Genomic DNA, 17,517 nt, shown 5'->3' with positions numbered 1-17,517 from the left:
AGCCCCTTTCGGGAACGTCGTCAGTATTGTCCGAAATCACCTGGCGAACAACAGCTAGCAACTGGCCTGTCTCCATCAGACTGGCTGCGATTACAGGCCTAAGGCCTTGCGCACCGCGACTTTGATCGCAAAAAACTCGTCTGTTTCAAGTTGTAAAATGACGTAAGTGCGCTTCCCTCGACGATCTCTGCTCTTGATCCGGTCGAGCCTGGAAAGACTGACGGTGGCAACCATATCGCATTTAGCCCAACAGGTCGGACTTGCTCCCTGCAGTTGATTTGGCAGCTCCAGGTGGTGTTCAAGCATATGATTGGGAGCGGTTGTACTAAGCGGCACAACCGTCACCAACAGGTTGTTGGTTCTGTGTTTGCGGATCACGACAACCGGCCTGATCTTGATCATCTCGGGAACTTCATACCCCCTGAAATCACAAATCAGCACGCTGCCTTCCTTGGGTTGATATAGAAGTGGCATCCATGGCACTCAACTAAAGAAATCGATTCTGCTCAATAACCGGGTAAATCACGAAACCAGATCCGTTACGTGAAGTATCCCAGCGCTCCCTGGATGATTCAGGGTGGATCGAGGTTATCCAGCACCCTATTCACCGCCAGTTCCCCTAGCATGATCGATTGCTGAATCCCCAGCAGTGTGTGGCTCTGCGCTGCGTTCAGGCTCCGCGCGAAGTCGCTCGCCATGACATTGGCTGATGCCAGTGACACGCAGGCGTATTCGAGCAGGGTGTGATTGTCGATTTCGGGGGCAATGAGGAAGATATTGCTGGCTTGGTGTGGAGTGTCTGGGTCGATATCCGGTGGGTTTGAGTTATTGGTCATGATTCAGCGTCCTGACAGTGGGGGCCACACCGAATCGCTACTGATCAAAAGGGTGGCAGCTGTACGCAGGTTAGTAGACCGGGCAAAGCGAAAACCGGCGCGCCCGAAGGCGCCCTGCGCACAGCTACCGTCAAGGGCAGGTATGGACATACCTGCCTATCAGGAGCGCATGTGCACTTCGATTTGCTAAGGGCTACTAAACCCGATCACTGACAATCAGTGACCCGGATCAAGCTACCGATGGCCCTCAAAGCGCACAAGCCGGCGGATTCTGGAGTAGTTGTAGGCAACGCCGCAAGGCGCTGTAGCCCCTCCGGGATAGTTCAGAAAAGTCCCACGAGCAGCGGCGAAAAATCTGATCCTGTAGGAGCGAGCTTGCTCGCGATGGACGTTAACGAAGACGTGGGTTCCTGGGTGCACGCAGTGTTCTTTGGTTCATCGCGAGCAAGCTCGCTCCTACAGCGGTTCAACCTTGCGCGTGAGCAGTTCCACAAACGCCCGCGCCATCGGCGACTTCTGGTCCTTGCGCTGTACCAGCCAAACCGCCGACACCGCCGCTGGATCGAGCAGCGGTCGATAGACCACGCCATCAATGCGCATCCGCTGATAAGACGCCGGGAGCACCGAAACACCCAGCCCCGCGGCCACCAGGCCAATGATGGTCATTGCCTCGCCGGCCTCCTGGGCGAAGTGCGGGCTGAAGCCGGCATCCCGGGCCAGGCTGAGCAGTTGCGCGTACAGGCCGCTGCCGTAGCTGCGGGGGAAGAATACGAAGGGCTCGAGGGCCAGGGCTGACAGATACAAACCCTCCTCGCTGCCCTCTACCAACGGGTGCTTGGCGCTGAGAACGGCGACCAGCGGCTCGCGCATCAGCTCGACCACACTGAGCGAATCGGGCAGCCCGAGCGGGCGCATGATGCCGACTTCGATCGACTCATCCACCAGCGCATCGGCCACCTGGGTGCTGCTCATTTCCCGCAGGTTCAGGTGCACCGCCGGGAAGCGCTGGCGGAAAGAGAAAATCGCCTGGGGAATGGTCGAGTTGAACGGTGCCGACGAGGTGAAGCCGATTTTCAGTTCACCCAGCTCGCCCAGCTGTGCCCGCCGCGCAACATCCGCCGCCTTATCGACCTGCGCCAGCACCAGCCGCGCCTCTTCCAGGAACAATCGACCGGCCTCGCTCAGCTCGACCCGACGATTGGTACGCTCGAACAAGCGGGCGCCGAGCTCCTGCTCCAGCGCCTGGATCTGCTGGCTCAGCGGCGGCTGCGAGATGCCCAGCACCTGTGCGGCACGGCCGAAATGCAGTTCTTCGGCGACGGCGATGAAGTAGCGCAGATGACGCAATTCCATGAATACCTCATTAGGTCGTTAAAGCTATCAAACAGGTCGAACAATATATTGGATTGAATCATTAGCCAGCTATATGCTTTTTTCATTGCCTGACCGGCTGCGCTCCTCCGAGGTCCACCGTGAAAACTGCTGTCGCTCCACTCGCCCACGAAGTTCAACCCGCCGCTCAGGGCGAAGTCGTCGCCGAGCTGGCGGAGATCTACATCGAAAAAGGCACGCCGGCGTTCATGCGCACAGTACTGGCGCTGTTCTGCGGCGGCTTTGCCACCTTTGCCCTGCTCTACTGCGTGCAGCCGATGATGCCGCTGTTGTCCCACGAATATTCCATCAACGCGGCGCAGAGCAGCCTGATCCTGTCGGTGGCCACGGGCATGCTTGCCATCGGCCTGCTGATCACCGGCCCGATCTCCGACCGCATCGGGCGTAAACCGGTGATGGTGGCAGCACTGTTCGCCGCCGCACTGTGCACCATGGCCAGCGCGATGATGCCGAGCTGGCACGGCGTGCTGGTCATGCGCGCGCTGATCGGGTTGTCATTGAGCGGTCTGGCAGCGGTTGCGATGACCTATTTGAGCGAAGAGATTCACCCACAGCACATCGGCCTCGCCATGGGTCTGTACATTGGTGGCAATGCCATCGGCGGGATGAGCGGGCGTCTTATCACCGGCGTATTGATCGACTTCGTCAGCTGGCACACCGCAATGCTGGTGATTGGCGGTCTGGCGCTGATTGCGGCAGCGGTGTTCTGGAAAATCCTCCCCGAATCGCGCAACTTCCGCCCGCGCTCGCTGCACCCGCGCAGCCTGGTCGACGGTTTCACCATGCACTTTCGCGACGCCGGCCTGCCGCTGCTGTTCCTCGAAGCCTTTGTGCTGATGGGAGCGTTCGTCACCTTGTTCAACTACATCGGCTACCGCCTGCTGGCCGAGCCCTATCACATGGAACAGGCCTTTGTCGGACTGCTCTCGGTGGTGTACCTCTCGGGTATCTACAGCTCGGCGAAAATCGGCTCGCTGGCCGACCGACTCGGCCGCCGCAAAGTGCTCTGGAGCACGATCGCGCTGATGATCGGCGGCCTCGCCCTGACCATGTTTACGCCATTGCCGCTGGTGATCATCGGCATGCTGGTCTTCACGTTCGGCTTCTTCGGTGCCCACTCGGTCGCCAGCAGCTGGATCGGCCGCCGTGCCACCAAGGCCAAGGGCCAGGCATCGTCCTTGTACCTGTTCTGCTACTACGCCGGGGGGAGCATTGCCGGTACGGCGGGCGGCGTGTTCTGGCACTTGGGCGGCTGGAATGGCATCGGCCTGTTCATTGGTGGGCTGCTGGTAGTGGCATTGCTGGTGGCGTTGAAACTGGCGAAGTTGCCACCACTGCCGGGAGCCGGCACGACTATCTGAGTACCACCCGCGCCTCCAGCACCGTGTTGCGCTTTTCCAGGGTCAAGGATTGCAACACAGTGCCATTGCGTTCGATGCGGTCCAGCCATGCCAGCAAGGCCTTGGCGTCACCGCTGAGACTGAGGCGCAACTGATCACCGTCGGTATTGACCTGATGCAGGTCCAGCCCCGCCTCGGTGGCACTTTCGCTGACGTGTAGCGACAGCGGCTGGGCGACAGGTTCGCGTGCGCTGCGCGGACGCGCCAGCTGCAGTTGCGCCGCCAGGGCCAGTTGCTGATGGTATTGGCGTTCGGCAGTCGCAAGGCGCTGCTGTGTCGGTTGCCAGACCAGGCTGAATGCTGCAACGCCAAGGGCAAATGCCCCCAACATCAACAGCAACCGACGTTCGCGCAGCGACAAGCGTTGCCAGCGCTGCAGCAGTGCCGGCATTGGAATCAACCCGTTCACCTTCATGCGCCTTGCTCCAGAGTCAGGGTCGCCTGCACCCGATCGCCTTCCTTGCTCGCGCTGTCGAGTCGCACCGGCAGGCCTTGTTGTCGACCCCGCTCGCGCAGTAACTCCAGTTCGGTGAAGCTGTTGGCGGTGAGCTGGACTTTCCAGCCATCGCTTTCGCGAAACTCAATGCGCTGGACATCGACGTTGCTGGCGCCGATGACCTGTTCGACGAGCTTGACCAGCCCGGCGATTTGACCGTCCTGGGAGGCCGCATTCGTGCTTTGCAAGGCCTTGAGTTGCAATGCCAGGTCAACGATGCGGGTCTGGTCCGGGTACAGCGCCTTGAATTGCTGCTCGTTGCGGCTGTAGAGCTGACGGGTCTGGCTTTCGAGAAAACCGATACGTGCCGCGCTGGCGCCCCAGTCGAGCAGCAGCAGCGCCAGCACGACCAGCCCGCCGAGATGCCAGGGCAGGCGCTTGCGGGGCGCAGCGAAATCACCGTGCAACAGATTGATTGCCTGCCCACGCACCGAGGCCAGCCATTGATCGATATCAGCGCAGTCCTGACGCTCGTCGCGCCACTCAATACCCACGGGCAAGCCCGGCTTGAGCGCCAGCAATGCGGCATCCGACAAGGTCAGGCGAGCCGGCAAGCCGCCTCCGAGCAACCAGCGGCCAAACCAGCGGATACCGAGCGCCTGGTCACGGGGCAACAGATCGGCATCGACAAACACGGACCGCACTTCAAGACCCACTTCGGCCAGCAGCGCGAGCACGACGGCAAATCGTTCGCGGTCGACCACCATCACCGGATAGCGACCTTGTGCATCGCGCACATCGGAGCTCAAGTGCAGTTTTTCCAGGGCTTGGCTCAGTTGCTCTTCGACGGCGAACGCGATGGCCTGGGCAGCAGGCTGGCGCCTGGACGGCCATGGATCGCTGAGCACCCAACTGCACAGCTCCATGGGCAACAGCAGATCGACCGTCTGCCCTGCCAGTGCCTGGGCCGCTTGATTCAAGGGCAAGTGCTGCCGTTTGCCGGTCGAAGTCCATCGGCAACAAGGCCAGGAAGCCGTGGGCATGGCCAGGCCTTCGGCTGTCAGGTAAAGCCAGGTTTTCATTGCGCTATCTCATTGGGGTTCGAGGGCAGGACACGCCGTTGCAGGATGTTCAGCTGACGTGTCCTTGGGTCGCGTTCGACATCAGTGGCCAGCCGCAGATGGCCCTGCCCCTGGGTCACTTGCACGGTCATCCGGTACCAGCGGCTGGCAACGCCCAGGCCATGGCTGCTCAAGCCCAGGCCGGATAACAGCGGGTCCTGAGTAAAGGCTTGAATGCTTGGCCAGCCGGCCGTGGAACGCTGGTGTACCAGGGCTTCGGCTGTTGCAGGCTCGATACCGTCGAGCGTGCGCAACACCAGCGCCGGTGCCGTGTTGATGTTCGTCGCAGCCTCTACCGGTAACAGTGCGACCCAGGGCTCCAGGCGACGCAACAACTCAGCGTCGACACCGGGAAGCAGTCGCAGCTGGCTGAGCTCTCGCAGCGCCCCCACTTGTTCCAGTTGCATCGGCGGCAGTTCGAGCAGCGCCAGCAAACGCGTCCAGCGATTGAGCGTGACTTGATCGATCTGGCCCTGAATCAACAGGGCATTGAGGTTGAAACGCCCGGCCAGGTCCTCGATATCGACACGGATCTGCGCGTCTTCAATGGCGAAAACGCTGGACGGCTGAGCAATCGGGTCGCTGTCTTTTTGCTGGGCCTTGAGCAACATCAGGCCCCAGGTCTCCCCAGCGACGCCGAGTTGCCTCAGGTGCATCTGTTGCAGCTGTTGCCCGGTGCCTTGCAGCAAAGCGCGATGGCTGCGCAGCATGCCGCCGATGATCAGCAGCGCCAGGCTCATGACCAGCAACACACTGATCAACGCAACACCGCGTTGACCGGCCCTCATGGCAATGCCCCCGGCAATAACAGCACCCGGCGGATCGCCTGGAAACGCCCGGCCGATAGCTGTATTTCCAGCGCCAAGGGCGCCTTCAGGTTCGCCGCAGACGGCCAATAGCTACGCCAACCGACCTGGCTGTCATACAGACGCCAACGCAGGTCTCGAACATCCTCCAGCAGTTTTTGTTGCTGTACGCTCTGAGCGCCTTCAGCCCGGCTGTCGCGCCACAGCACGCCGTTGTCGAATCGATAGGTCAGCACCTGTCGCTCACTGCGTGGCAAGTCCAGCGGATTACGCCAATTGCCGCGCAACAGTTGCAACCGCGTCGGGTCAAGCAACACAGGCTGTTGCGCGATGTGCAGCAGGTCGCGTTCGATCACTGCCACGGCGCGTTGCAGGTTCCTGAGTTCTCGTTCGTGGCTCAGGGTGCCCTGCTGCACACGCACCACACCGTCGAACAGCGTCCAGCTGGCCAGCCCCAGCAATGCAAAAATCGCGATGGCAATGACCAGTTCCAGCAGGGTGAATCCGTCTTGCTTATTCATGGCCGATTGGCTATCCAACCGGTCGTACGGAACAGGGAATGGTCACGCCCGGCAAGGCCGACCTCGACCTCTACCAGCCACCCCTGCGGATCGCTCGCCATGGCGACGGATTGACGTACAACCCAGTCACGACTCCCCATGCTCACCACCGGTTGTGGCGGTGCGATCACGGGGGACGTTTGCAGGCGCAGCTCGTTCAGCTGGTTGTCCGCTACCCAGGCCGCGAGAAGGCGCTCTTCGGCAGCACCGGCCTGCCTCACCACGTATTGGCTCGCGGATAGCACGGCGGTGGCCAGGGTCGCGAAAATCGCCAAGGCCACCATGACTTCAAGCAAGGTGAAGCCACCCATGCGCGGCTGGAAAGACGGCTCATTCATCGATCATGACCTCGCTGATGCCATCGCTGGCCAAGGTCGCCCAGACCCTGTCTTTGCCAGCGAATTTCAGGATGAAGCTGCTGGTTTCATCGCTGCTGTACAGCTGAATCTGGGGTGGGCCGGCGTCAACGCCCAGGCTCATGGAATAGCCTTCCTGGTCAAGGCTCAGGCGCAAGTTATCGGGCCATCGGTGGAAGGCTGACAGCGGCTCCCAGACACGCCCATCGAGGCGCATTGCCCGATACCCTTCGACGCTCAACCGCAGACCGAACTCCCTTCCCTCGAGCACGGCCTGTTCACGCAGTTGACGAATGACACCAGCAAGCGCACCCGCTTCCTGCCTGGCTTGCTGCGCCGGATTAACGCCAGTGGCAAGACTCACCATGCCCACCAGCACACCTACAAGAACGATCACAATCATCATTTCCAGCAAGGTAAATCCCCGGCATCGGCGCGGCATGCTTCAACCACCCCAATTGCCGATTTCCGCCGCGCGCCCTTCGCCGCCTGCTACGCCATCGGAGCCGAGGGAATACAAGTCATAGCCGCCATCAGCCGACTTCACACCGGGATTGAGGTACTGGTAGGGCGTGCCCCATGGGTCAACGGGCAAGCTTTTCAGGTAACCCTGAGGGTTCCAGCTACGTGCCGCCGGCAACCCGGAAGGACGTTTGCTCAAGGCCTCCAGCCCTTGTTGCGTGGAGGGGTAGTGGAAGTTGTCGAGGCGATACATTTCCAGGGCGGTGCCAATGGCCTGGAGATCGACTTTGGCTGCGGTGACCTTGGCCTGATCGGGACGGCTCATGAACTGTGGCACCACGATGGCCCCCAGGATGCCGATGATGACCACCACCACCATGATCTCGATCAAGGTAAAACCGTGCTGGGAAGTTCTGTGACGTGGAGCATTCATGGGTCAATTCACCAATTGGTTGAGGCTGAGAATCGGAAGCAGGATGGCCAGGACGATCAGCAGCACGACGCCGCCCATCAGCACGAGCATGGCCGGCTCGAACAGGCTCACCACCAGGGCAATACGCGCCGCCAGGCTGCTTTCCTGTTGTTCGGCGGCCCGGGCCAGCATGCGATCGAGTTCGCCCGCCCGCTCGCCACTGGCGATCATGTGCAGCATCATCGGCGGGATGTCGCCGCTCAGCTCCAGGCCATGGGCCAGGGTTCCGCCTTCGCGGACCGAGCGGGCGACATCGGTCATGCGCGCGCGGATGGTCAGGTTGCCGATCACCGCAGCGGCGATTTCCAGTGCATCGACCAGGGGCACGGCGCTTTTGCCGAGGATGGCCAGGGTGCTGGCAAATCGTGCGGCTTCCATCGCACGCAGCACATCGCCACAGATCGGCAGGCTCAACGCCAGGCGATGCCAGCGCAGGCGCCAGACCGGTTGACGCAAACTCCAGCGCCAGAGGGAGATCAGCAGCGCCAGTGCGGCGATCAACAACAGGCCATGGTTGCGCAATCCGTCACTGGTGCGGATCAACGCACGGGTCAACCACGGCAATGGTTGGCCGCTGTCGACGAAAATCTTCACCACGTCCGGCACCACGTAACCGAGCAGAAAGCCAACGATGACTACGCTTGCCAACATCAGGATCAGCGGGTACACCAGCGCCATCTGGATTTTTTGCCTTGAGGCCTGGCGGGCCTGGGTATACGCGGCCAACTGCTCCAGAACATGACCCAGATGACCGGAACGTTCGCCGGCGGCCACGGTGGCTCGGAACAGTTCCGGGAACGCCTTGGGAAACTGCGCCAACGCAGCGGCCAGGGCGTGACCTTCCATGACCCGGCTCCTGACCGCTGACAGCAAACTGGCAACCCGACGCTTGGCACTCTGTTTCGCCACGGCCTCAAGGGATTCTTCCAAGGGCAAACCGGCCTGCACCAGCGTGGACAATTGCAACGTCAGCAGTGCCAGGTCGGCGGCACTCAGTCGCCCAGGCTTGTTGTCGCCAGCAGCGACGCGGATTTCTTTGATGTCGCGCGGCCACAACCCGCGCTCACGCAACAGTTGCCGCGCATGCCGGGGATTATCGGCCTCCAGCCGCCCCTTGCGCCGGCGGCCCTGATCGTCATCGGCGCGGTAATCGAATGTCGGCATGACCTAGTCCTCCCGAGTCACGCGCAACAGCTCGTCGAGACTGGTCAGCCCATCCAGCACCCGTTGCCGGCCGTCCTGGAACAGACTGCGCGACATCTGGCGCGCCTCGTTGGCCAAGGCCTGTTCACTGGCGCCCTGATGAATCAGCGCTGCCACGGCCGGTGTCACGCTGATCAACTCATAGATGCCGACGCGCCCACGATAGCCGTGCTGACACTGTTCACAGCCCACGGCCCGGAATAGCTGCAGCGGTGCCGCAGCCTGGCCCAGACGCTGGCAGGCAGCCGCATCCGCGCTGTAGGGCGCCTTGCAATGAGGGCATAACGTGCGCAGTAATCGCTGGGCCAGGACCCCCACCAGCGACGAGGCCAGCAGGTAGGCATCGACCCCCATGTCCGCCAGGCGCGTCACCGCGCCGACCGCACTGTTGGTGTGCAGCGTCGAGAGCACCAGGTGACCGGTCAGGGAAGCCTGGACGGCAATTTCAGCGGTCTCGCGGTCACGGATTTCGCCGACCATCACCACGTCCGGATCCTGTCGCAGGATCGCGCGCAAGCCCCGGGCAAAGGTCATGTCCACTTTCGGATTGACCGGCATCTGCCCGACGCCCGGCAGGTGGTACTCGATGGGATCTTCGACCGTGAGGATGTTGCGGGTCTGGTCGTTCAGGCTGTTGAGCGCGGCGTACAGGCTGGTGGTCTTGCCGGAGCCGGTGGGCCCGGTCACCAGCAGAATCCCGTGGGGTTTGCCCAGCAACTGGCGCAGGTCCCGCAGGATGTCGTCCGGCATGCCCAGGCGCGACAACTCAAGGCGCCCGGCCTGTTTGTCGAGCAAGCGCAGTACTACCCGTTCGCCGTGTGCCGAGGGCAGGGTCGAGACCCGCACATCGACTTCATGCCCGGCCAGGCGCAAGGCCATCCGCCCATCCTGGGGCACGCGCTTTTCAGCGATATCCAGGCGCGCCATGACCTTGATGCGCGACACCAGCAGCGTTGCCAATTCGCGTCGAGGCCGGAGCATTTCGCGCAATTGCCCGTCGACCCGCATACGTACCGACAGGTACTGCTCGAAGGTTTCCAGATGCACGTCGGAGGCGTGCTCGCGCATGGCCTCGCTGAGCAGCGCGTTGATCAGGCGGATGATCGGTGCATCGCCCTGCTGCTCCAGCAAATCGGCGGTTTGCGGCACCTTGTCCACCAGGCTGAGCAGGTCCAGTTCTTCGTCCAGCCCTTGGGCAACCTGCTCGGCGGCGCTCTGGCCCTCGCGGTAGGCGGCTGCCAGGCGGGTCGCGAAAATCTCGGGTTCCAGCACCCGCAGCGGCAGCTCGCGAGCGCATGCCCGGCGGGCTTCCGCAAGGGCAGTGAGCGGCGTATCGGCGCGCACCGCAAGGCTCGACTCGCCGTCTTCGCACTCCAGCAGCACACCGAACCGACGGGCGAAACCAAAGGGCAGCTGGGTCATGGCGTATTCAGCGCGGGCTTGCGCAGATCGAACACCGGAGCATTGGAAGCCGGTTCGAACAGCTGACGTGAATCCGCTGGCAGCAGCAACGAGTTGTTATCCCGCGCCACGGACTGGCTCAAGTCACGCAGCGCGTTGTAACGCTGCTGGCTGATGCCGCTCAGGTCTTCCTTGCTGCGCACGATCGTGGGCCGCAGGAACACCATGAGATTGCTTTTGCTCTGGGTTTCCCGGTTCCAGCGAAACAGAGCGCCCAGGTAAGGAATATCCCGCAACAAGGGCACACCGCTTTTCTGGGATCTGACGCTGTCCCTGATCAACCCGCCAATCACGATGATTTCGCCATCGTCGGCCAGGATGGTGCTCTTGAGTGCGCGCTTGTTGGTGATCAGGTCCGAAGAATCGATGCCCGATACCGAGGGCGCGATGTCCGATACCTCCTGCTCGACTTCCAGCCGCAGCGTCGAGCCTTCGTTGATGTACGGCTTGATCTTCAGGCTGATGCCCACGTCCTTGCGTTCGACTGTGGTGAACGGATTGTCCGCACCGTTGCTGTTGGTGGCGTAGGAGCCGGTCTTGAAGGGGACATTCTGGCCGACGATGATGTGTGCTTCCTGATTGTCCAAGGTCAACAGGCTTGGCGTAGAGAGCAGGTTGCTGTGAGTGTTGCTGGCCAAGGCCGAAATCAGTGCGCCAAAACGATCGCTACCCAGGCGCAAAATCGCGCCTTCGGGTGCGGACTTTTTCTCGTCGAAATCCAGGCCGCCGACAATCGGAATATCAGTGCCGGGGAAGTTGATGAAGCCTTTTGCATCCCCCGTACTGATGCCCCACTGCACGCCAACCGCCTCGGCGATGTCCCCGGAGATCTCGACGATGGCGGCATGGATCAGCACCTGCGCGCGCGGCTGGTCCAACTGCCGCACGATGCTTTCGATGGTCCTGACCTGCTCTGGTTCGGCGATCAGCACCAGCGCATTCTGGCTTTCGTCGGCCTTGATCATGAAAGCAGTGCCAGGCGCTGGGTCCTTGCTGCTGCCAAGGGCTGGAGGCGCTTTTCGGCCTTGTCCCATGCTTTCCAGAATCTCGGCCAACTGCTTGGCGTCACTGTGACGCAAACGGATCACCCGGGCGTTGTCCGCGGGCGCCGTGGCAGGAATATCCAGACCGCGCGCCAACTCGGCCAAGCGTTGGCGAACGGCTGACGGGCCAATCAGGATCAGGCGGTTGGTTCTGCTGTCGGCCAATACCTGGATCGCGCTCTCGGCAGTGCGCTTGCCCAGCGAAGCTTCCATCACGGGGGCCACATCACTGGCCCTGGCGTGGCGCAATTGCACCACGGCGTGCATATTGCCTTGTCCGGAGTCCAGCTGGCGGATGATTTGGACGACGCGGTGCGCGTTGGCTGCCGTCTCCGTCACCACCACCGCATTGGCCGACACGGACGGCCCGACATAACCGTTGGCCGAGACCAATGGCCGGACCAGTCCGGCGATGTCGGCGGCACTGCTGTTGTTCAGCTCGATTACCCGGGTGACAAATTGCGAGGGCGTAGTGTTTTTTGCAGGGTTGGTGCTGGCGCGAGTCTTGGCTTCGGTCACTGGCGTGATCAGTATCCGGTCGCCTTCATCGATCACCGTGAAGTTGTGGGCGTCGAGTACCGCATAAAACAAGCGGCGGACGCCTTCGCGATCAAGGGCTTGTTGAGACATCACGGTGATGCGTCCGGAGACCCTGGGATCAAGCACCACGGTGGTCCCCAGAATGCCGGAGATCTCTTCAACGATGTCGCGCAGCTCGGCGTTGTTCATCGCCAACTGCCACTTTTCTTGCGCAGCCTGCAACGTGCCCGACCAAGCCAGACTCGCCATAACGACCAATAAAAGCATGGAGCGCAGGGCCTGCGGGCCAATGAAACTGTTCATGATGAAGATCACTCTGACAGCCCGGAAACCGGGCGTAGATAACGCGTGGAAATAGCGGAAACCTGTGTTTCGCCTGGCGACTCAAGTCGGCGCAGGAAACGCGCGGCGGACGGTTGCAGCGTCAATCGCTCTTCCCGCCCCTTGTTCCACAGCACCACTTGATTGGCCTCGACGCGACGCAGGACGCTGCCACCGGGCAAGCGTTCGCCAACCTGGTACATACGCGAACTCTGGGCATCGGCGAGCAGTGCTCTGGACAAGCCATTGGTGAAAATGAAGCTGGCCTGCAAGGTCAGCGGCTCGGCACTGGCCAGCAACGAGGTTTCTTGCGTCAGGCCCAGCACCGATGCCACCGCAGTAGCATCCAGCGGAACAAGGGCAGGAACAGAGGGCGGCGCAGCCCCTGACAATGGCGGTGGCATCAAGCGCTCACGCCAGTGCAACTCCTGCCAGATCAGCATCAATGCATAACACAGCGGCATGACCAGCAGGCCAAAACGCCTTATTACCTTCCACGAACGCTTCACGAGTGGTTCACGCGAGCCGTTCGATAACCCGAAACCGTCATTTGCAACTCGATAAAAAAGTGAACCTTCAGGCGGCCTTCTCAGGCCACCTGAAGTACTGCGAGGGATTTACAGTTTGTTCCAGGCCATGTGCCAGTGCGCACCGATGCCAGGTTCAAAACCATTGGCAGACGGGCTGTACTGCTTGCAATAACCGGACTCCGGGAATGGCTTGCACTCGAAGACTTCATTGGTCTTCGGTTGCAGTACCTTGGTACCGGCGGTGTACTCGCTGATGCCTTGCGGGAACACGAAGTCGTAGTCGGTACCGGCACCTTCACCGGTCAACTGGGTCACCTGAGTATCCTGACGGGTGGTCCGGCCATCCAGGGTCGTGCCGACCAACGTCAGGGTGTGCTTGCCGGGGTTGCTGCGCACATCTATGACGAGGTGGGTCGAGCCGCTGTCCACTTGCCCGGAGGTGGAGCCGACCGGTTTGTTGCCCTCATCGAACAGCGTCGCTTCGACGTTCATTTTGCGATTGGACAGAATACTGAAATCGATCTTGGCCAAGCCTTTGTCCAACACATATTCAGCTTGCGCCGAAGCTACCGACAGACGAGCCGCAGCATCTTCCTGCATCTTCAGCTGCACTTCGTAGCGCGTCACGCCGCTGTCTTTTTGCGCGTACACGCTGTTGTTACCCTTGACCGGCTCGATCGTGCCGCTTTCATCACGAACACCTGCACGGATAAGGGTGTGAGCCTTGTTGATGGCTTCTGCCAACTTGAACGACCAGTTGTTTGGCGAACCTTCTACGGCGCTATCAATGGAGATTTCAACGCTGTAGTCCGGGTTCTCGCCATTGGCGGTGAATGCGCGGGCCTTGACCTTGTCACCGACCAGCAACGAGGTCGACGGCGCGATGCTGCCGACGGAGGACCAACCGCCCGGAAGTTCTGGCTCGGCCAGGATGTTCACATCCGTCGCATTATAAAATGCTGCATCGGTATCACCGACCGTCCAGATCGCCAGGATGACGTGTTGGCCGGATTTATCCGCAGGGATGTTGCAGTTGTGTTTGGCACCCGGCTCGGGCTTCTGGTTGCCGCCGTCGATGGTGCAGAATGGCGTGCTTTCGAACGTGGCTCGCTTGAGTGCTTCGTTCGGGTTCCAGCCGTTGCGGGTGATGAAATACTCATGTTTGGTGGCCGGATGCACAGCCGTGTAGCGCCACTGGAAATCGATGTTGCGCTCCTTGATTTCCGTCATTTGCCAACGGGTGGCCGATTGGGCGTCCAGAGCCGAGAACAACGAGTGACCGCCACTCGGGATCTTGCCATCGACCGGTCCTTGCAGAGGCGCGCCGCCAACACCCGCCGGAAAACCCTTGAAGGTTTCACCAACACTTTGAGGTTCGTATTGGGCGCCACCGCAATTGGTATTCACGCCTTTTTGACAAAGCAGTGCACGCGAAGGCGGTACTTCCAGATAGCCATGCGCGGAAACACTTTGTGACGCCAACATTGCCGATAACAGGATCACTGAAGACGTGCAAGCGGCCAACGCACTTCCTTTGTAGCAAGTGTTTTTCATCCAATAAATTCCAGACTGCTTATCGAAGATAACGGCCCGTTGCTGGCGCCGTTAGTTGCAATTGCGCTCGACACTGGTGAGCACGGGTCTGTAAATCTACTTTGATGGAAGAATTTTATATGTAGGGAAAATCAACACTTACCGTAGGACTGTTCAATTAAATCTTTTATTCGCCAAGAATGTAAAAATTCTTACAAGAGGCAATACTTAAATCGGACATGAGAAACTAAGAGTATAAAAAAACCCGTCAGGCACCAGTCCGAACGGGTTTTAAACAACTTAAACGCAATTACTCGTGATACTGCGCCGACAACTCATGCACCGCGCGCAGGAAGGCGCCGGCGTGTTCCGGATCGACTTCCGGGGTGATGCCATGGCCGAGGTTGAACACGTGGCCGCTGCCTTTGCCGTAGCTGGCAAGAATGCGCCCGACTTCGGCGCGGATCGCTTCCGGCTTGGCGTAGAGCACGGTTGGGTCCATGTTGCCTTGCAGGGCGACTTTGCTGCCGACACGCTCACGGGCACTGCCGATGTCGCAGGTCCAGTCCAGGCCCAGTGCATCGGCGCCGGCATCGGCAATGCTTTCCAGCCACAGGCCGCCGTTCTTGGTGAACAGGATCACCGGCACCTTGCGGCCTTCGTGTTCGCGGATCAGGCCGCTGACGATTTTCTTCATGTAGGCCAGGGAGAACTCCTGGTACGCCGCCGCCGAGAGGCTGCCACCCCAGCTGTCGAAGATCTGCACCGCTTGCGCGCCGGCCATGATCTGGCCGTTGAGGTAGCTGGTGACCGTCTGCGCGAGCTTGTCCAGCAGCAGGTGCAAGGCTTGCGGGTTGTCGTAGAGCATGGTTTTGGTCTTGCGGTAGTCTTTCGACGAGCCGCCTTCGACCATGTAGGTGGCCAGGGTCCATGGGCTGCCGGCGAAGCCGATCAGCGGTACGCGACCGTTCAGTTCGCGGCGGATGGTGCTGACTGCGTCCATCACGTAGCCCAGGTCTTTGTGTGGATCAGGAATCGGCAGGGCTTCGATGTCGGCCAGGGTGCTGACGACTTTCCTGAAGCGCGGACCTTCGCCGGTTTCAAAGTACAGGCCTTGGCCCATGGCGTCGGGAATGGTCAGGATGTCGGAGAAGAGGATCGCCGCGTCCAGCTGCGGATAGCGGTCGAGCGGTTGCATCGTGACTTCGCAAGCGAACGCCGGGTTCATGCACAGGCTCATGAAATCGCCGGCCTTGGCACGGCTGGCACGGTATTCAGGCAGGTAGCGACCGGCCTGACGCATCATCCACACTGGGGTGACGTCTACGGGTTGCTTGAGCAGGGCGCGCAGGAAACGGTCGTTCTTCAGGGCAGTCATGTCGGCATCCGGAAAAAAAGTGCGGGCATTTTCTCAGAGCCGGGCGCAAAAGGCACGGATGCACGTCAGCCTTTTGTCTATCGGGTCAATTTGTCGCATTTTTGCTGCACCACAAAACACTGTAGGAGCTGGCTTGCCAGCGATAGCATCACCTCCGTGCATCTGAAGCACCGAGGTGTCTGCATCGCTGGCAAGCCAGCTCCTACAGGTATTGCGTAGCAGTTTCGAACGGGGCTTAGACGCCCAGGTAATCCAGGATCCCTTCAGCCGCATTGCGACCTTCGAAGATCGCCGTCACCACCAGGTCAGAGCCACGAACCATATCGCCACCGGCGAAGATCTTCGGGTTGCTGGTCTGGTGCTTGTACTGACCCTGTTCCGGGGCGACAACGCGGCCCTGGCTGTCGGTCTGGATGCTGAACTGCTCGAACCACGGCGCCGGGCTTGGGCGGAAACCGAAGGCGATGACCACGGCGTCGGCCGGGATGATCTCTTCGGAGCCCGGGATCGGCTCGGGGCTGCGACGGCCACGGGCGTCCGGTTCGCCGAGACGGGTCTCGACCACTTTCACGCCTTCGACCTTGTCTTCGCCAACGATGGCGATCGGCTGGCGGTTGTAGAGGAATTTCACGCCTTCTTCCTTGGCGTTCTTCACCTCTTTGCGCGAGCCCGGCATGTTCGCTTCGTCACGACGATAGGCGCAGGTCACCGACTTGGCGCCCTGGCGGATCGAGGTACGGTTGCAGTCCATCGCCGTGTCGCCGCCGCCCAGTACCACAACCTTCTTGCCTTTCATGTCGACGAAATCTTCCGGCGACTTTTCAAAGCCCAGGTTGCGGTTGACGTTGGCGATCAGGAAGTCCAGCGCGTCGTACACGCCCGGCAGGTCTTCACCGGCAAAGCCGCCCTTCATGTAGGTGTAGGTGCCCATGCCCATGAAGACCGCATCGTATTCTTCGAGCAGTTGCTCCATGGTCACGTCCTTGCCCACCTCGGTGTTGAGGCGGAACTGGATGCCCATGCCAGTGAAGACTTCGCGGCGATTGCTCAGCACGGTCTTTTCCAGCTTGAACTCGGGGATGCCGAAGGTCAGCAGGCCGCCGATTTCCGGGTTCTTGTCGAAGACCACCGGGGTCACGCCACCTCGCACCAGCACGTCGGCACAGCCCAGGCCAGCCGGGCCCGCGCCGATGATCGCGACACGCTTGCCGGTCGGCTTGACCTTGGACATGTCCGGACGCCAGCCCATGGCGAACGCGGTGTCAGTGATGTACTTCTCCACCGAACCGATGGTCACCGCGCCGAAGCCGTCGTTGAGGGTGCAGGCACCCTCGCACAGACGGTCCTGCGGGCACACCCGGCCGCAGACTTCCGGCAGGGTGTTGGTCTGGTGCGACAGTTCGGCGGCCTGGAGGATGTTGCCCTCGGCCACCAGTTTCAGCCAGTTGGGAATGAAGTTGTGCACCGGGCACTTCCATTCGCAATACGGGTTACCGCAACCCAGGCAGCGGTGGGCCTGGTCGGCCGACTGCTGGGGTTTGAAGGGCTCGTAGATTTCCACGAACTCTTTCTTGCGTTGACGCAACAGTTTCTTCTTCGGATCCTTGCGCCCGACCTCGATGAACTGGAAGTCATTATTCAGACGTTCAGCCATTTTAAAACCTCAT

18 protein-coding genes are annotated in these 17,517 nt (G+C 60.9%); 1 reads left to right on the top strand and 17 read right to left on the bottom strand.

Annotation, left to right across the window (positions count from 1 at the left end):
- Positions 1–90: 90 nt before the first annotated feature.
- The 3 genes from ACYP2Q_RS13140 to ACYP2Q_RS13130 all read right to left on the bottom strand — a co-directional run bounded on the left by ACYP2Q_RS13140 (position 91) and on the right by ACYP2Q_RS13130 (position 2,189).
- Complete coding sequence (locus ACYP2Q_RS13140; RefSeq protein ID WP_459730844.1) at positions 91–474, bottom strand: type II toxin-antitoxin system PemK/MazF family toxin; 384 nt, start codon at positions 472–474, stop codon at positions 91–93.
- Positions 475–572: 98 nt separating this feature from the next.
- Complete coding sequence (locus tag ACYP2Q_RS13135) at positions 573–836, bottom strand: DUF6124 family protein (RefSeq protein WP_459730843.1); 264 nt, start codon at positions 834–836, stop codon at positions 573–575.
- 456 nt (positions 837–1,292) lie between these two features.
- Positions 1,293–2,189, bottom strand: coding sequence for a LysR family transcriptional regulator (locus ACYP2Q_RS13130; protein WP_459730842.1), 897 nt, complete (start codon positions 2,187–2,189; stop codon positions 1,293–1,295).
- A gap of 119 nt (positions 2,190–2,308) precedes the next feature.
- On the opposite strand from ACYP2Q_RS13130, the gene ACYP2Q_RS13125 reads away from it, so the two are divergent.
- Entirely contained in the window at positions 2,309–3,589 is a 1,281-nt protein-coding gene (locus ACYP2Q_RS13125) for an MFS transporter (protein ID WP_459730841.1), read from the top strand.
- On the opposite strand, the gene gspM is transcribed toward ACYP2Q_RS13125, so the two are convergent.
- The 14 genes from gspM to ACYP2Q_RS13055 all read right to left on the bottom strand — a co-directional run bounded on the left by gspM (position 3,582) and on the right by ACYP2Q_RS13055 (position 17,504).
- The gene (gene gspM / locus ACYP2Q_RS13120; protein ID WP_459730840.1) at positions 3,582–4,043 is read right to left on the bottom strand and encodes a type II secretion system protein GspM; all 462 of its coding nucleotides are present in this window, start codon (positions 4,041–4,043) and stop codon (positions 3,582–3,584) included. The genes ACYP2Q_RS13125 and gspM overlap by 8 nt on opposite strands.
- A complete protein-coding gene (gspL, locus tag ACYP2Q_RS13115) occupies positions 4,040–5,146 on the bottom strand; it encodes a type II secretion system protein GspL (protein WP_459730839.1) in 1,107 nt (368 codons plus the stop codon). Before gspL ends, gspM begins: the two co-directional genes overlap by 4 nt.
- Complete coding sequence (locus ACYP2Q_RS13110; RefSeq protein ID WP_459730838.1) at positions 5,143–5,973, bottom strand: type II secretion system minor pseudopilin; 831 nt, start codon at positions 5,971–5,973, stop codon at positions 5,143–5,145. The genes gspL and ACYP2Q_RS13110 overlap by 4 nt, the downstream gene beginning before the upstream one ends.
- A complete protein-coding gene (locus ACYP2Q_RS13105; protein ID WP_459730837.1) occupies positions 5,970–6,512 on the bottom strand; it encodes a type II secretion system protein GspJ in 543 nt (180 codons plus the stop codon). The genes ACYP2Q_RS13110 and ACYP2Q_RS13105 overlap by 4 nt, the downstream gene beginning before the upstream one ends.
- Entirely contained in the window at positions 6,509–6,889 is a 381-nt protein-coding gene (gene gspI / locus ACYP2Q_RS13100) for a type II secretion system minor pseudopilin GspI (RefSeq protein ID WP_459730836.1), read from the bottom strand. The genes ACYP2Q_RS13105 and gspI overlap by 4 nt, the downstream gene beginning before the upstream one ends.
- Positions 6,882–7,349 carry a type II secretion system minor pseudopilin GspH gene (gene gspH / locus ACYP2Q_RS13095; RefSeq protein WP_459730835.1) on the bottom strand — a complete coding sequence of 156 codons (468 nt, stop codon included), beginning with the start codon at positions 7,347–7,349 and terminating at the stop codon, positions 6,882–6,884. The genes gspI and gspH overlap by 8 nt, the downstream gene beginning before the upstream one ends.
- 3 nt (positions 7,350–7,352) lie before the next feature.
- The gene (gene gspG, locus ACYP2Q_RS13090) at positions 7,353–7,802 is read right to left on the bottom strand and encodes a type II secretion system major pseudopilin GspG (RefSeq protein WP_459730834.1); all 450 of its coding nucleotides are present in this window, start codon (positions 7,800–7,802) and stop codon (positions 7,353–7,355) included.
- Between the two features lie 3 nt (positions 7,803–7,805).
- Entirely contained in the window at positions 7,806–9,005 is a 1,200-nt protein-coding gene (gene gspF, locus ACYP2Q_RS13085) for a type II secretion system inner membrane protein GspF (RefSeq protein ID WP_459730832.1), read from the bottom strand.
- A gap of 3 nt (positions 9,006–9,008) precedes the next feature.
- Positions 9,009–10,466: a type II secretion system ATPase GspE gene (gene gspE, locus ACYP2Q_RS13080; RefSeq protein ID WP_459730831.1), complete on the bottom strand. Its 1,458-nt coding sequence runs from the start codon at positions 10,464–10,466 to the stop codon at positions 9,009–9,011.
- The gene (gene gspD / locus ACYP2Q_RS13075; protein WP_459730829.1) at positions 10,463–12,391 is read right to left on the bottom strand and encodes a type II secretion system secretin GspD; all 1,929 of its coding nucleotides are present in this window, start codon (positions 12,389–12,391) and stop codon (positions 10,463–10,465) included. Before gspD ends, gspE begins: the two co-directional genes overlap by 4 nt.
- Positions 12,392–12,399: 8 nt before the next feature.
- Positions 12,400–12,918, bottom strand: a complete 519-nt coding sequence (locus tag ACYP2Q_RS13070; protein WP_459730828.1) for a type II secretion system protein N — start codon at positions 12,916–12,918, stop codon at positions 12,400–12,402.
- Between the two features lie 108 nt (positions 12,919–13,026).
- Positions 13,027–14,493 (bottom strand): N-acetylglucosamine-binding protein GbpA, encoded by a 1,467-nt coding sequence (gene gbpA / locus ACYP2Q_RS13065; protein WP_459730827.1) that lies wholly within the window; start codon positions 14,491–14,493, stop codon positions 13,027–13,029.
- 289 nt (positions 14,494–14,782) lie between these two features.
- Entirely contained in the window at positions 14,783–15,850 is a 1,068-nt protein-coding gene (gene hemE, locus ACYP2Q_RS13060; RefSeq protein ID WP_459730826.1) for a uroporphyrinogen decarboxylase, read from the bottom strand.
- A gap of 235 nt (positions 15,851–16,085) precedes the next feature.
- Positions 16,086–17,504 (bottom strand): FAD-dependent oxidoreductase, encoded by a 1,419-nt coding sequence (locus ACYP2Q_RS13055; RefSeq protein ID WP_175389976.1) that lies wholly within the window; start codon positions 17,502–17,504, stop codon positions 16,086–16,088.
- Positions 17,505–17,517: the final 13 nt, after the last annotated feature.

Source organism: Pseudomonas sp. MHK4 (assembly GCF_054600775.1).
Note: the sequence above shows the minus strand (reverse complement) of the source record. Positions and strands in the feature narration are given on the sequence as shown.

What these genes read in the sequence shown, in the direction of transcription:
- gbpA (WP_459730827.1), bottom strand. Translation starts at nt 14,493, where the DNA reads ATGAAAAACACTTGCTACAAAGGAAGTGCGTTGGCCGCTTGCACGTCT.
- ACYP2Q_RS13135 (WP_459730843.1), bottom strand. Translation starts at nt 836, where the DNA reads ATGACCAATAACTCAAACCCACCGGATATCGACCCAGACACTCCACAC.
- gspE (WP_459730831.1), bottom strand. Translation starts at nt 10,466, where the DNA reads ATGACCCAGCTGCCCTTTGGTTTCGCCCGTCGGTTCGGTGTGCTGCTG.
- ACYP2Q_RS13110 (WP_459730838.1), bottom strand. Translation starts at nt 5,973, where the DNA reads ATGAGGGCCGGTCAACGCGGTGTTGCGTTGATCAGTGTGTTGCTGGTC.
- ACYP2Q_RS13140 (WP_459730844.1), bottom strand. Translation starts at nt 474, where the DNA reads ATGCCACTTCTATATCAACCCAAGGAAGGCAGCGTGCTGATTTGTGAT.
- gspL (WP_459730839.1), bottom strand. Translation starts at nt 5,146, where the DNA reads ATGAAAACCTGGCTTTACCTGACAGCCGAAGGCCTGGCCATGCCCACG.
- ACYP2Q_RS13055 (WP_175389976.1), bottom strand. Translation starts at nt 17,504, where the DNA reads ATGGCTGAACGTCTGAATAATGACTTCCAGTTCATCGAGGTCGGGCGC.
- ACYP2Q_RS13105 (WP_459730837.1), bottom strand. Translation starts at nt 6,512, where the DNA reads ATGAATAAGCAAGACGGATTCACCCTGCTGGAACTGGTCATTGCCATC.
- gspH (WP_459730835.1), bottom strand. Translation starts at nt 7,349, where the DNA reads ATGCCGCGCCGATGCCGGGGATTTACCTTGCTGGAAATGATGATTGTG.
- gspG (WP_459730834.1), bottom strand. Translation starts at nt 7,802, where the DNA reads ATGAATGCTCCACGTCACAGAACTTCCCAGCACGGTTTTACCTTGATC.
- gspI (WP_459730836.1), bottom strand. Translation starts at nt 6,889, where the DNA reads ATGAATGAGCCGTCTTTCCAGCCGCGCATGGGTGGCTTCACCTTGCTT.
- gspD (WP_459730829.1), bottom strand. Translation starts at nt 12,391, where the DNA reads ATGAACAGTTTCATTGGCCCGCAGGCCCTGCGCTCCATGCTTTTATTG.
- hemE (WP_459730826.1), bottom strand. Translation starts at nt 15,850, where the DNA reads ATGACTGCCCTGAAGAACGACCGTTTCCTGCGCGCCCTGCTCAAGCAA.
- gspM (WP_459730840.1), bottom strand. Translation starts at nt 4,043, where the DNA reads ATGAAGGTGAACGGGTTGATTCCAATGCCGGCACTGCTGCAGCGCTGG.
- gspF (WP_459730832.1), bottom strand. Translation starts at nt 9,005, where the DNA reads ATGCCGACATTCGATTACCGCGCCGATGACGATCAGGGCCGCCGGCGC.
- ACYP2Q_RS13130 (WP_459730842.1), bottom strand. Translation starts at nt 2,189, where the DNA reads ATGGAATTGCGTCATCTGCGCTACTTCATCGCCGTCGCCGAAGAACTG.